This is a genomic window from Streptomyces justiciae (assembly GCF_015163075.1).
Taxonomy (GTDB): Bacteria; Actinomycetota; Actinomycetes; order Streptomycetales; family Streptomycetaceae; genus Streptomyces; species Streptomyces justiciae.
In genome coordinates, this window is sequence record NZ_JADDXU010000001.1 from 483,682 (window position 1) to 497,767 (window position 14,086).

Annotated in this window: 11 protein-coding genes; 8 read left to right on the top strand and 3 right to left on the bottom strand. The window is 71.5% G+C overall.

Annotation, left to right across the window (positions count from 1 at the left end; genetic code table 11):
• Positions 1-47: 47 nt before the first annotated feature.
• Positions 48-2,108, bottom strand: coding sequence for a TerD family protein (locus tag IQ210_RS02165; RefSeq protein ID WP_228046700.1), 2,061 nt, complete (start codon positions 2,106-2,108; stop codon positions 48-50).
• Positions 2,109-2,220: 112 nt separating this feature from the next.
• Here IQ210_RS02165 and IQ210_RS02170 point away from each other — a divergent pair, with 112 nt between their 5' ends.
• Both IQ210_RS02170 and IQ210_RS02175 read left to right on the top strand, forming a co-directional pair.
• Positions 2,221-2,760 carry a sigma-70 family RNA polymerase sigma factor gene (locus IQ210_RS02170; RefSeq protein WP_194076270.1) on the top strand — a complete coding sequence of 180 codons (540 nt, stop codon included), beginning with the start codon at positions 2,221-2,223 and terminating at the stop codon, positions 2,758-2,760.
• A 1-nt stretch (position 2,761) separates the two neighbouring features.
• The gene (locus tag IQ210_RS02175) at positions 2,762-3,466 is read left to right on the top strand and encodes a hypothetical protein (RefSeq protein WP_194076272.1); all 705 of its coding nucleotides are present in this window, start codon (positions 2,762-2,764) and stop codon (positions 3,464-3,466) included.
• Positions 3,467-3,517: 51 nt separating this feature from the next.
• Here IQ210_RS02175 and IQ210_RS02180 read toward each other — a convergent pair whose 3' ends face one another.
• Entirely contained in the window at positions 3,518-6,817 is a 3,300-nt protein-coding gene (locus IQ210_RS02180) for a S8 family serine peptidase (protein WP_194076274.1), read from the bottom strand.
• Between the two features lie 216 nt (positions 6,818-7,033).
• Complete coding sequence (locus IQ210_RS02185) at positions 7,034-7,561, bottom strand: CGNR zinc finger domain-containing protein (protein ID WP_194076276.1); 528 nt, start codon at positions 7,559-7,561, stop codon at positions 7,034-7,036.
• 121 nt (positions 7,562-7,682) lie between these two features.
• Here IQ210_RS02185 and IQ210_RS02190 point away from each other — a divergent pair, with 121 nt between their 5' ends.
• From IQ210_RS02190 to IQ210_RS02215, 6 genes are all read left to right on the top strand, one after another.
• Positions 7,683-8,126 (top strand): VOC family protein, encoded by a 444-nt coding sequence (locus IQ210_RS02190; protein WP_194076278.1) that lies wholly within the window; start codon positions 7,683-7,685, stop codon positions 8,124-8,126.
• A 2-nt stretch (positions 8,127-8,128) separates the two neighbouring features.
• Positions 8,129-9,013 (top strand): pyridoxamine 5'-phosphate oxidase family protein, encoded by an 885-nt coding sequence (locus IQ210_RS02195; RefSeq protein WP_194076281.1) that lies wholly within the window; start codon positions 8,129-8,131, stop codon positions 9,011-9,013.
• 9 nt (positions 9,014-9,022) lie between these two features.
• On the top strand, positions 9,023-9,481 hold the full coding sequence (locus IQ210_RS02200) for an NUDIX hydrolase (protein WP_194076282.1): 459 nt from the start codon (positions 9,023-9,025) through the stop codon (positions 9,479-9,481).
• Between the two features lie 294 nt (positions 9,482-9,775).
• A complete protein-coding gene (locus IQ210_RS02205) occupies positions 9,776-11,551 on the top strand; it encodes a TIGR03767 family metallophosphoesterase (RefSeq protein WP_194076283.1) in 1,776 nt (591 codons plus the stop codon).
• A gap of 92 nt (positions 11,552-11,643) precedes the next feature.
• On the top strand, positions 11,644-12,768 hold the full coding sequence (locus IQ210_RS02210) for a serine hydrolase domain-containing protein (RefSeq protein ID WP_194076284.1): 1,125 nt from the start codon (positions 11,644-11,646) through the stop codon (positions 12,766-12,768).
• Positions 12,769-12,911: 143 nt separating this feature from the next.
• Positions 12,912-14,069, top strand: a complete 1,158-nt coding sequence (locus tag IQ210_RS02215; RefSeq protein WP_194077049.1) for a glycosyltransferase — start codon at positions 12,912-12,914, stop codon at positions 14,067-14,069.
• Positions 14,070-14,086 lie beyond the last annotated feature (17 nt).

The following is a 14,086-nucleotide window of genomic DNA, read 5'->3' on the forward strand; positions in this document are numbered from 1 at the left end:
GGCCGGTGTGTCCAATCGTTTGCCCGAGGGATGGGACGGCATGCCGGTCAGGGGCGCAGTTCCAGCGTCCACTCGCCGAGGCACCGCACGTGGAGGATCGAGTTCGATATGCGGTACGGACCGGAAGAAGCGGTGAGTTTCCGGTGCGGGAAGAGATTTTCGTCCAGTTCGAAGACGTGGATCATGGCTGTGCCGACGACCACCAGCTCGGCCTCGGGCCCGGTGTGACGTACGACTCCATACCAGCCACCCGGCGTCCGCGCGCCGAGCACGGGGGCCGCGCTGATCGGGGCCGGCTCCAGCCGCCACTTCGTGTCCTCGGCGGCACGGACCGTGACGAAGCAGGTGCCGCCCGGGTCGACCCACACCGGGCCCAGGGTGGGACGCCGCCGGCCGAGCGTGTCGGCGATCATCGCCGACTTGCCGTACGGGTGGTTCAGGGACCAGGCGCTGAGGTGCTCGTCGTTGCCGCGCGAGGTCCGGGTCACCGTCATCAGGGTGGGCGGCCCCTGGTAGCGCAGGACGGCGCTGCCCCGGCCCTCGGTCGGGCCGCTGAGCAGCGGCGCCTGCTCCTCGGGCAGCAGCCGCAGCGTCCAGTCGCCCGCGCACTTGACCCGTACGGACTGCTCGGCCCTGCCGTCGGCGAACAGCACGGCCGTGCCCCGGGTGCCGCGCTGGCGGCCGGTGAGCCACTCGTCCTCGTCGCCGTACTCGTCGACGAGCTTCACCTCGAGGCTGTAGTCGGCCTTCGCGCCGGGGAAGTCGTACTGGACCAGGGCCGGGCGCCCGGGGTGCGGGTTCAGGAGCGTGATCGTCTTGTCGCCGCGGCCCTCGTAGGCGCCGGTCTGCCGGCCTGCGGACGGGTCCCGGACGGGCAGGGGCTTGGCGGTGAGCTCCCAGTTGCCGTCGCCGTGCTCGACGACGAGCAGCAGCGGGCCGTCGGGGACCGGGACGGTCTGCTTGAGCTTGCCGGTCTCGTTGCACAGCATCTCGTGCTCGTCGAGGTCGTCGAAGTGCTCGGCCTCGTGGCAGTTCAGCACGAACCACTCGTCGCGGTCGGCGCCGCCGTCGAAGCGGACCTTCACGTCGGCCATGGTGCCGGTGTAGGCGATGACGTCGGGGCCGCGCCCGTTGATCGTCTGCGCGCCCAGGGGACGGGCCGCCGACAGCGGCAGGACGGTGATCGTCCAGTCGCCGTCGTAGTTGACCTTCATCCGCAGCGGGCGGTCGCGCGGGGGCTGCACCAGGGCGCGGCCGTGGAAGTCGCGCAGGGTGGTGTTGAAGACGGTGTCCTCGTCCTTGTTGCGCCGGTTCAGCGTCTCGACGAGCAGCCACTCGTCGCCTCTGACCCGCGCCTCCACGATCACCGGCCCGGGCGGCAGCGGTACGTCCACGGAGACGACGCCGTTTCCGCGGCCGCTCTGGGTGTGGGGGCGGAAGTCGGTGCCGAGAGGCTGCGCCGCCGGTACGGACATGTGCGGCACGTGCGCGGGGGCTTCCGCCTTGGAGACCGCGGCGTACGCCATCGGAGCCGGAGCAGGAGGAGCCGCCACCGGCACCGGCACCGCCACCGGAACCGGCTCCTGAGCCACCACGATCCCGAAGTCCGTCGCCAGCCCCGCCAGCCCCGACTCCCACCCCTGCCCGACCGCCCGGAACTTCCACTCCCCGTTGCGCCGGTAGAACTCCCCGAGCACGAACGCCGTCTCACCGGCCGCGTCCGTCACGTCGTAGTGCGCGACGATCGTGCCGTCGCCCGCGACGGCCTGGAGCGCGAGGCCCGGCACCGCCCCGAAGGTGCCGTCGTCGCAGGACGCGGCGACCAGCACCCGCTGCACCGCCGGCTCCACCCGGGGCAGGTCCAGCTCCAGCCACTCGGCGAGCTGGTCCACGCCGTCCCCGGTGCCGAGGTGCCGTACCGCGCCCGACGGATGCGCGGGCTGGTTGTGGAAGACGAGGTCGGCGTCGCCGCGCACCTTGCCCGTGGCGTCCAGCAGCAGCGCCGAGACGTCCACGACGGGCGTCCCCGGCACCTTGCGGCGGCAGACGGCAACCCTCAGAGGACCGGTGGGGACAGGGGTGTTGGCCCCCTTCACGATGTGCGTCATGGGGCTCATGGTGGCAGTGAAGATCATGTGAAGAAAGAATTCCGGGAATCGGGCCGAACGTTTCCGCCCGCATCGGCGTCATAGAGGAAACGCGGCGAGGAGAGGGGGAGCCGTGCTGCGCAGAAAGGCCCGCCGCGGCCAGGGGGACGCCGTCCATGACGGGCCGGACGACCCGCTCGACGCGGCCCAGGAACGTCGGGTGCGAGCCGTGCTCGCGCTCGGCGGCGTGCCGCAGGCGGACCTGCCGGACGGGGTGCAGCAGGTCCGCCTGCGGCTGCTGGAACGGGCGGCCAAGGGGTACGAGGCACCGCGCGACGTCTCCGCGTGGGCGGCCGTCGTCGCCTCCAACCTCGCCATGGACTGGCACCGCGCCAAGCGCCGGCAGGAACGCATCGGCGAACGCCTCGCCTCCCTGCGCCAGTTGGAGCACCCCTCAGGCGAGGACACCAGTGTGCTCTCGCTCGCCGTCGCCCAGGGACTGGACGAACTCCCCGACGCCCAGCGCCAGGTCCTCGTCCTGCGGTTCTACGCCGACCTGCCGGTCCGGGACATCGCCCAGGAACTCGGCGTCCCCGAGGGCACGGTCAAGAGCAGGCTGCACACGGCGGTCCGCGCGCTGCGCGCCCGTCTGCACGAGGACGAGGTGGTGTGACATGACCGCCGAACACCGGGACGGCGACGCGCTGATGGCCGCGCTCACCGGCGAACCCCTGCCCGACGACACGGACCCCGCCTTCCGCGCCGAACACCGCGAGGCCACCGCCGACATCGCCCTCCTGCGCGAGCAACTCGCCCTCATCGGCGACGCCTTGGCACAGCAGCCGCGCCCCGCGTCACGCCCCGCACCGGCACGCCCCTCACGCGTCCGCGTCTGGGCCCCCAAGGTCGCGTTCGGCACCCTCGTGGCCGCCATGGTGGCCTCCGTCGTCACCGGGCTCGGCTGGCTGGTCGCGACGGGCGGCAACGACAGCGCGGACGCCGGCAGCGCCGCGAGCGACAAGTCCCAGATGGACACCGAAGCCGGCCGCTTCGGCAGCCCGCACTATCTGGCCTGCACCCGGCTGGTCGTCGAGGGGGAGGTCGCCTCGGTCGAACGCCTCGCGGACCAGGTGCAGTTGCGGATCACCGTGGACGTGCTCCGCTACTACAAGCAGGACATGAAGGGCCCGAAGCAGCTGACCTACGTCGTCGACGACACCTTCGTCGACGGCCTGCACAAGGGCGACCGGGTGCTGTTCGGGGTGCTCCAGGGCGACGCCGTACCCGACCACTGGGTGGTCGGCGAGAAGGAGGTCGCCCGCGAACGCGCCTGGGTCCAGGCGTCGTTGCCGCAGTCGCGCGACCTGCCGTGCGCATGAGAAAGGGCGGGCGCCCCGAGAGGACGCCCGCCCTGGTCACCGTAGGAAGAACTACGGAGTGACCTTCTCGATCTTCACGCTGCCGATGCCCGCGACCGTGCCGCGCGCGTTCACCAGCTGGACCTGGCCGAAGAACTCACGGCCCTCCGGAGCGGCCGCGGCGGCGGTGACGCTTGCGGCGACGTCCGTCGAGGCACCCGTGCCCAGCTTCACCGCGGCCGAGTCGTCGACCGTGACGGCGCCGAGCGCGGCGGAGAAGAACACGTCCTGGTAGTCGTACTCGGTGGTCCCGGCCGGGACCGAGTAGCCGACGACCTCGATGGTGTACGTCCCGGCGGCCGGGGAGGCGATGGAGACGGCCTCCTCCGAGTCGCCGTCGGCCGACTGGCCGACCTGGGTGCCCGCCGCGTCGTAGACCGTCAGGTCCAGGTCGGCGGAGGCGTCGGACACGTTGCCGATGACCACGTCGAGCGACTTGGCGCCCTCGGGCACCTCGACCGTGGTGGTCTGGGTGGCACCCTCGGCGATGGACGGGCGGGCCGACTTGGCCGAGCCGAGCGGGCCGCCGACCAGCTTGCCGTCGAGGGCGGCGAAGTTGTTCGTCACCTTCCAGGAGGCGGCGACCGGGGTGCCGACCTTGGCCTCGGGAACCGTCACGACCTCCGGGTCGAAGGCGGCGCCGAGGACGGTGACGTCCAGCTTGTACGGGTTGTCGAGCAGCGGCGACGTACGGCGCGACTCGACCTCGATCTCCCAGACGCCCGCCTGCGGGTCCGCGTACGAACGCACGTCGGGCTTGCAGCCGTTGCCGTCGAGGTAGTTGTTGTAGCAGTACGGGGTGCCGGTGTTGTCGACCGGAGTGCCGTACGGGTGGATCGCGATGAACCGGGTCTGGCTCTTGTCCTTCAGCCCGCCGATCGCGACCTCCAGGGACTTGGCGCCCTCGGGGACGGTCACGAAGTACGACTGCGTGCTGTTGCGCTGGACGGTGTTCGACGCGGAGAAGGTGTACTTCACCGGCGACGACACGACGACCGTGTTCAGGATCTGCTTGTCGACGCCCTCGGTGCGCGGGTCGTCGACCTCCAGGATCGCGCTCTTGACGCCGGCGGACGGCGACTTCGCGGCGATCTTCACGGTGACCGGCTTGTTCAGCTCCAGCTTGATGTCGTCGGAGCCGACGATGGAGAAGGTGCCGGAGGCGTTGTTGACCAGGTCCAGCTCGTGGCGGAGCGGACGGTCGGCGCCGGTGGTACGGGTGATGGTGACCTCGTACGACTTCTTCACGCCGGCCTTCAGGCCGCCCTCACGGTCGTAGATGCCGGTGCCGAAGCCCGGCGTCTTCAGGAACTGGTCGATCGCGGTGTCGACCGGCGCCTTGACGGTGTACTCGTGGGCGGTGGCGCCGTCCTTGATGGCGTCCCAGGCGTCCACGATGTTGATGAGGCCCGCGCCCTCCTCGTACGCCTGCACACCCTTGATGTGGTCGGCGGTCGAGGTCAGGGCGGTGCGCAGGTTCGCCGGGGTGAGCGTGATGCCCTTCTGCTTCGCGGCGGAGAGCAGCAGCGCGGAGGCGCCCGCGGCCTGCGGGGAGGCCATCGAGGTGCCCTGGAGCATCGAGTAGCCGGCCGGCAGCGAGTAGCCCGCCTCGGCGACCGGGGAGCCCGGCAGCCAGGTCTGCGTGGTGTTGATGGAGGCACCCGGCGCGGACAGCGTCGGCGTGAACCCGCCGTCCTCACGCGGACCGCGCGAGGAGAACGGCATCATCGCGTACGACTTCGTCACCGCGGAGCCGTAGTTGGAGGCCCACGTCGCCTTGGAGATGGCCGCGCCGACGGAGATCACCTTGTCGGCCAGGCCGGGGTCGCCGATGGTGTTGGCACCCGGGCCGGAGTTGCCGGCCGAGATGACCAGCTGGACGCCGTAGGTGTCGATGAGGCGCGTGTAGAGCTCGGCGCGCGCGTTGTTGCCGTCGTTCAGCGCCGGCAGACCGCCGATGGACATGTTGACGATGTCGACACCGCGCTTGGTGACGAGGTCGATCATGCCCTCGGTGAGCGCGACGTTGGTGCAGCCGCCGGTCCAGGTGCAGGCACGGGAGGAGACGATCTTCGCGCCCGGGGCCGCGCCGTTCATCTTGCCGCCGAACAGGCCGTTGGCGGAGGTGATGCCGGCGACGTGGGTGCCGTGCTCGGACTCGATGACGCCGATGTTGACGTAGTCGGACTTGTCACCGGCGGCGTTGTAGACGACGTCCTTGCGGATCTCGACCACGAACGGCTGGCGCTCGACGACGTCGGTGGACGGGTTGTCGGTACCGAAGTAGCCGATCTGGAACCCGTCCTTGTACGGCTTCATCGGCTCGTCGTCGCCGAAGTCGTTGTTGTTGTTCAGGTCGACCCGGACGGTTCCGGCGGCCGCGTCGTAGAGGACGCCCCAGACGTCGGTGGTGTCGCCGTCGCGGTTGGCGTCGCCCTTGGCGTCACCGCCCGCGGTGTACGACTCGCGGAACAGGTTGAACTGGTAGGCGCCCGCCGGGGCCTTCCAGGTGGCGCCCGCGATGGTGAAGGTCGGGCCGCTGACCGGGTTGTTCATCCGCCGCCAGGTGGCGTCGCCGTCGGACACCGGGTCGGTGGCGGTCACCCAGTCGACGATCTTGCGCTCGCCGGTGGTGGTCTTCTGCAGCGCCGGGTGGCCGAGGTCGACACCGGAGTCGAGGATGCCGATGGTGATGCCGCGGCCGTCCGCCTTCGGGTGGTCCTGCACGAACTCGACGGCGCCCGTCTCGAAGGACGGGTTGTACGGGTTCACGGCGGGGGTCTTCTTGTCCGGCGCCGGGTAGGTCTTCGTCGTCGCGGCGGACGCGGCGCCCTTCGCGGTGTCGGCGGCCGGCGTCGGGTCGTCGAGCGCGATCTCCTGCCGCAGGTCGATGCCGTGCACGGAGGAGAGCTTGGCGGCGGCCGCGATGGCCGCGTCGGCCTTGGCGGTCGGGACGGTGGCGCGGACGTAACCGAGCTTGTCGTAGGTCTTGCCCACGAGGCCGCCCTTGACCGCGTCCAGCTCCTCGGCGACCTGCTCGGTCTGGCCGGGGGCGGTGGCGACCATCAGCGTGACGTTCTTGTCGCCGGCGGCCTTGGCCTCGGCGAGGAGGTCCGCGTCGTCCGAACCGAGCTTCTCGTCGGCGGACTTGACGCCCGGGTCGGCCGCGGCCGGCGTGGCGGCGTCGGCGGAGAAGGCCATGGGTATCGGCCCGGCCGCGGAGAGCGCGGCCACGAGACCGGCGGCCACGGCTATGCGCACCACGCGTCTCGCGCCGCCCGATATCGGATCGCGCTGGGGGGTGAGGGTCATCGGCATCCCTTGTAGGTAAAGGAACGTGCGGATGCGGCCGGGGCCGATCGGTCCTGACCGCGACAGTCCGGAAAAGCGACCCGGACGATCGCACAGCTTTACGCATGGGAAGGATGTTTAGGGAGAGTTGACCGAATCGATATGGGCGGATGGGGAAAACCCGCGATCCCCTTTAGGGAGATGGGTGAGAAAAGGGATGAACTGCCCGACCGGTTCTCAGACTTCTCTGGTACGCGCGTAGTGCCGCGACGCCTTCGCCCGGTTCCCGCACGCCGCCATCGAGCACCAGCGGCGCGTGCCGTTCCGTGACGTGTCGAAGAAGTGCAGGATGCAGGCCTCGTGGGCGCAGCCCCGGATGCGGTCCGGTGCGGTGGCGAGGAGTTCGAGGTAGTTGCGGGCGGCGAGCCAGGCCGGCCCCCACGCGGGGTCGCGGAACTCCGGTACCTCGCCCGGTCCTTCGGCGGTGAGGGTGGCCCGGATGCGGCCATGATCGAGCACGGCGTCCAGCGGGGCCGTCTCGCCCCCGTCGACGGCCTTCCGCAGCGCGTCCCGCGCCTGGAGGGTGTGCCGCAGCGTCGGCGCGTCGGCCGCGAACCGTCCGTCGAGGGCGTTGGCCGTCAGCCACACGGCGAGCCCGTCGTCGTCCCGGAGCAGGTCCTGGACGGCGCCTTCCCGCATCCACCGCGTGTTGAGCAGGTCGAGGGCGAGGGGCTCGCCGGTGAGGGGGCGCGGGTCGGCTGGCATGGGGGGCTCCTTCGGTGCTAACCGCTCAAGGGTACGTGAGGGGTTGCGGCGACCGCATCTAACCTTTAACTTGAATGAGAGAGGTTAGCCATGAGGGCGGCCGTCTTCCCTGGGGAGAGTCATGACCTTGCGCACCGGCCACATCGGCCTGAACGTCACCGACCTCGACCGCTCGCTCGCCTTCTACCGGGACGTCCTGGGCTTCCGGCTGATCGGCGAGGGCAAGGAGGAGGGCCGCCGGTACGCGTTCCTGGGCGACGGCTCGGCCCTCGTCCTCACGCTCTGGCAGCAGGCGGAGCAGGGCTTCGAGGGCGACCGCGCCGGCCTGCACCACCTCGCCTTCGAGGCGGACTCGATCGAGAAGGTGCGGGAGTACGAGGCGGCACTGCGCACGTACGGGGTGGACTTCGCCTACGAGGGGGTCGTCGCCCACCGGGAGGGCGCGGCGTCCGGCGGCATCTTCTTCCACGACCCCGACGGGACCCGGCTGGAGATCTCGGTGCCGAGCGGGGCGGAGGGCGCGCCGGCGCCGGTGGAGTCCGCTCCGACCTGCGGGTTCTTCTAGACATGGGGCTGTATCACGCGGGTTCGCGCGCCGTGCAGGACCGGGTGGGGGTGCGGGAGCGGGCGGACCACGTGGGCGCCTCGATCGGCGAGGGCATCAAGCCGGTCGCCGCCGCGTTCCTCGGCTTGCAGCCCCTGCTGGTCGTGGGCGCCGCGGACCCGTCGACGGGTGAGGTCTGGGCGTCCGCGCTGCACGGGCCGCCGGGTTTCGTACGGGCGACCGGCCCCCGCCAGATGTCGGTGACGGCAGGAGCGGCGGCCCCGGACCCGCTCGCCCCGGCCCTCACCGTCGAGGGCACCCAGGTGGGCACGATCGCCCTCGACCCCCGCACCCGCCGCCGGATGCGCCTCAACGGCCGACTCCGGCCCACAGACCGGGGGTTCGTGGTGACGGCGGAACAGGTCTTCTCCAACTGCCCGAAGTACCTCCAGAAGAGGGAGTCGTACGAGGTGATGGCCGACCGGACCGGGGAGGAACCCCGCCACGGGACCGAACTGACGGCCTCCCAGGGGGAGTTCATCACAGCGTCCGACACCTTCTTCCTGGCGACCGTCCATCCGGGCGGCGCCGACGCCAGCCACCGGGGCGGCAACCCCGGCTTCGTGCAGGTCGCCTCACCGCGCGAGCTCAGCTGGCGGGACTACCCGGGCAACTCGATGTTCCTCTCCCTGGGCAACCTCGACGCCGACCCCAGGGCGGGCCTGCTGTTCCTGGACTGGACGACCGGCACGACCCTCCAGCTCACGGGCGAGGCACGGACGGAGTTCGCGGGCACCGAACGCCGGGTCCGCTTCACCGTCACGAAGACCGTCGAACGGCCCTCGGCGCTCCCACTGCGCTGGACGCCCCCGGAATACTCCCCGGCCAATCCCGACGACGCGGGCTAACTTCCCTGTATGCGCAAGAAGTTGAGGGTGGCGGCCTACGCCGTGTGCGTCCGTGACGAACAGATCCTCCTCGCCCGCTGGATCGGCGACGACGGCAGGCCGGAGTGGACCCTGCCGGGTGGCGGCATGGAACACGGCGAGGACCCCTACGACACGGTGCTGCGGGAGGTGATGGAGGAGACCGGGTACACCGTCGAGATCACCGGCCTGCTCGGGGTGGACTCCGTCCGCTTCACGCCTGAGCGGCGTCGGGGCCGGAGCATCGACCGCCAGGGCCTGCGCCTCGTCTACGAGGGCCGCGTCACCGGCGGCGAACTCCGCCCCGAGGTCGGTGGCTCCACGGACATGGCGGCCTGGCATCCCCTCGCGGAGGTGCCCGCTCTGAACCGGGTCGGGCTGGTGGACGTGGGCCTCGCGCTGTGGCGGGAGCGGCCGGTGACGGGACGGGTGACGGGCGTACGGGAGTGACAGCCCGCCGCCGCCGATTCGCCGGGCGGCCTCGTCGTGGCGATCGTCCTGCCGTCGGACCCCTCCACTACCCCGCCAGATGAACAGTCCGTGACCACCACCCGCCCACCGGACGAGCCCTCGTGGACACCCAGGGTCCCCCAAGATCCACGTACGGTGATCGGCGTCGGTCGTTGCCGTCTCGTTCACGCACAGGTCATCCCCGGTGCCAACGATCCAGAGCGAGCGGGGAATTCGCGGCAGCGAGCGACCCGCGACCACTGCCGACGCGTTCGCACTCGGGGAGACCGCGCCATGTCGCGCATACGCTCTGTCGCCACCTCCGCCCTGGCGGTCAACCGCCGTACCGTCCTCGCCGCCACCGGCGCCGCAGCCGTCTCCGCCGGCGTCGGCTACGCCCTGCGGCCCACCGACAGCCAGGCCGCCACCACCACGCCCGCCGCCGACACCGCGGCCGAGGCGCCGGTCGCCCAGTCCCGGCAGGCCCCGGCCGCCGCCCCCCTCGCGCCCTACACCCGCGGCACCACGGTCGCCACCGTCGCCGCCCCGCGCACCTCGTCCGGCTTCCGCCGCCTCGGCGACGGCCCCGGCTGGCAGCGCGTCGTCCGCGGCGACCTCGCCGCCGCGAAGTCCGGCCGCGCCGGCCGCCGTACCGCGCTCGCCGCGTTCGTGCAGCTCACCGACATGCACATCATCGACGCCCAGCACCCGATGCGCCTGGAGTACCTGCGCTCGACCGACGTGCACGCCTGGCGCCCCCAGGAGGCGCTCACCGTGCACGGCGCGATCGCCCTCGTCGAGCGGATCAACGCCCTGCGCGGCGGCCCCGTCACCGGAGCCCCGCTGCACTTCGCGATGACCACCGGCGACAACACGGACAACAACGCCAGGACGGAACTGGAGTGGTTCCTGACGGTGATGAGCGGCGGCCGGATCAGCCCCAACTCCGGTGACCCGCGGCACTACGAGGGCGTCATGAACAGCGGCATCAAGCAGTACTGGCAGCCCGACACCACCGTCCGCGACGCCGACAAGCAGCGCGGCTTCCCGCACCTCGACGGCTTCCTCGCCGCCGCGATCCGCGAGCTCAACAGCCCCGGCCTGAACCTCCCCTGGTACTCCACGGTCGGCAACCACGACGCCATGCCGCTCGGCTGCTACGGCTCCCACGCCGACCCCTGGCTCACCGAGTACGCGATGGGCGGAAGGAAGCTCATGAGCCTGCCGGCCGCCGAGGCGAAGAAGCTCCAGGACGCCATCAAGACCGCCAAGGACCCCAAGGGCGCCGGCTTCCGCGAGCTGCTCAAGGCGCACGCCCGCGACATGCGCTCGGTGACGCCGGACGAGGCGCGGGCGCCGTACACGCCGACCGAGTACCTCAAGGCCCACCTCGACCCGGCCCACCGCGGCCTCGGCCCCGTGGGCCACGGCTACTCCACCGCCAACCTCGACACGGGCACCCAGTACTACTCCTTCCGCATCGCCGACGACGTCATCGGCATCAGCCTCGACACCACCGACGCCGGCGGCCACTACGAAGGGTCCGTGGGGACCGCCCAGCTGAAGTGGCTGGAGAAGACCCTCAAGGACAACAAGGACTCGTACGCGATCGTCTTCAGTCACCACACCAGCAAGTCGATGGACAACACCCGCCCCGACCCGGCCCGCCCCGGCGAGCGGCGCCACAGCGGTGCCGAGGTCGTCGCCCTGCTGTCCCGTCAGCGCAACGTCCTGGCCTGGGTCAACGGCCACATCCACCGCAACGACATCACCGCGCACAGCGGCACCGGCGGCGGCCACGGCTTCTGGGAGATCTCCACCGCCTCCCACGTCGACTACCCCCAACTCGCCCGCGTCATCGAGCTGGTGGACAACAAGGACGGCACGCTCTCCCTGTTCACCACCTGCGTCGAGTCCTCCGCCCCGCACCGCACCGACTTCGCCGACCTGTCCCAGACGGGCCTGGCGGCGCTGTACCGGGAGCTGTCCTTCAACGCCCCGGGCGCCAGCACCTCGCTGGGCGGCTCGGCGCGGGACCGCAACACGGAGCTGGTGCTGAAGAAGGGCTGAAACCGGCTCAACCGCAGCACCCTTCTCAACCCCGGACGATTCCAGCCGTGTCTCCCTCCCCGACCAGCAGCGAAGGCCGGAAGGGGAAGAACATGAGGACCGTACGGACGACTCTCGTGGCGGTGACGGCGGTGGTGCTGTCGGCGGCACTGGCGGCACCCGCGTTCGCCGCCCCGAGAGGCCACGGCGACCACGAGGCCACCCGCGAGGCGATCGAGGCCGCCGTGAAGGACGGCGTGCCCGGCGTGACGGTCACCGCGGACGACTGGTCGGCGACCGCCGGGGTGGGCAACCTGCGCACCGGCGCCCCCCGTTCGGCCGACGACCGCTACCGCATCGGCAGCATCACCAAGACCTTCGTGGCGACCGTACTGCTCCAACTGGAGGCCGAGGGACGGCTGTCGCTGGACGACACGGTGGAGAAGTGGCTGCCGGGCGTGGTGCGGGGGAACGGCCACGACGGCAGCAAGGTGGCCCTCCGTCAACTCCTCAACCACACCAGCGGGATCTACAACTACACCGAGGACAAGGACTTCGGCCGGACCTACTTCCTGGCCGACGGCTTCTTCGAGCACCGCTACGACACCCGGTCGCCGCGGGACCTGGTGGCGGTCGCCATGGGCCACGCGCCGGAGTTCGCCCCCGGCACGTCGTGGAAGTACTCCAACACCAACTACATCGTCGCGGGGATGGTGATCGAGAAGGTGACGGGGTCGCCGTACGGCGACGAGATCCGGCGGCGGGTGATCAAGCCGCTCGGCCTGCACGCCACCTCCGTCCCCGGCACCCGCGTCACCGTCCCGCGGCCCAGCAGCCGCGCCTACTCCAAGCTCGCGGAGACGACGACGGGACCGACGTACGACGTCACGAAGCTCAACCCGTCCCTCGCGGGCGCGGCCGGCGGGATGATCTCCGACTCCAAGGACCTGAACCGCTTCTACACGGCCCTGTTGAAGGGACGGCTGCTCCCGCCGGAGCAGCTGAAGGAGATGAAGACCACGGTGGCCACCGGTGGGCCCGCCGGGTACGGACTGGGGCTGTCGGGCGTCGGGCTCAGCTGCGGCGTGCGCGTCTGGGGCCACGACGGCGGCATCCACGGCTCCCAGTCGGTGGCGCTGACCACCGGCGACGGCCGGCATTCCCTCGCCTTCAACTTCAACGGCGACTGGTCCGGGGACGCGGTCGCGGTCGTCGAGGCGGAGTTCTGCGGCGAGTAGCCACGCCGACCCGGACACGAAGCGCCACGTTCATCCGGACGTAACGTCCGTACCGCCTCATATCGGCTAACCCGCACTTCACGGGGATGGCTCGATATGAGTGCAAGGCGGGTGGTCGTGTGCGTACGGGACACGGGCTGCGGGTGCTGTCGGTCTACGAGGGTTTCTTCTCCGGCGGCGCCCGGATCGTGCACACCGATGTGGTGCTGGGCCTGGTGGAGGGCGGCCAGCGCCACCAGGTGCTCAGCGTGCACGCGGAGATGTACCGGGAGGCCACCCGCCAGCGGATGGCGGACGACGCCTGCCATCGCGCGCTGACCTCGGCGGGCGTGGTGGTCTCCGCCCTCGACCGGAGGCAGGGTGATCCGGCCGCGTTCACCGGGCCGGACCTGGCCGAAACGGCGAGGGCGATGGCGGCGGCGGACGTCATCCTGTCCCTGAAGGAACAGCCGCTGGCCCTGCTGAACCAGTCGGGCCTGCCCCGCCGCCCGGTCGTGGTCTGTCTGCACCGCTCGGACCCGGAGAACCAGGGCGAGGCGCTGGACGCGCTGAAGGCGGCCATCGCCGACGGCACGGTCGCGGCCGCCGTGTGCTGCGCGGAGTCGACGCGGGCGGCGTACCGGGCGGCGGGCATCCCCGCCGAGCTCCTGCACGTCATCCCCAACGGCGTCGACCTCCTCCGCTTCCGCCCGGACCCGGCCCGGCGGTCGGCGTTCCGCGCGGCCACGGGCATCCCCGCGTCCGCCCCCGTGGTCGTCCTCGCCGCCCGCTACGACGCGATGAAGAACGTCCCGCTGTTCCTGCGGGCGGCGGCGGAGTGGCTGCGGCGGGAGCCGGAGGGTCACGTCCTGATGTGCGGGACGGGCATGACCCCGGCCAACCCGGACCTGGTGGCGCGGCTGGGCGCGGTGGACCGCACCCGGCTGCATCTGCTGGGCGTGCGCCGGGACATGGAGACGGTGTACGCGGCGGCGGACGTGGTCGCCCTGACCTCCGCCTGGGGCGAGGCGGCCCCGCTCTGCCTGATCGAGGGCATGATGTGCGGCGCGGTACCGGTGACGACGGACGTCGGCGACAGCGCGGCGATCGTGGCGGGCCACGGCTTCGTGACCCCACCGGACCCGACGGCGATCGCCACGGCCTGGACGCGGGCGGTGACCGCGCGCCCGGACCTGGCGGGCGCCCTCTCGGCGAGCCGCGAACGCTTCAGCCGTACGAGGATGATCGCGTCGTACGCGGCCCTGCTGGACGGCATCCACACGGCCACGACACCCCGCCCCAGCCTGCCGGAACCGCTGTGAGGGGCCTCTGACACACT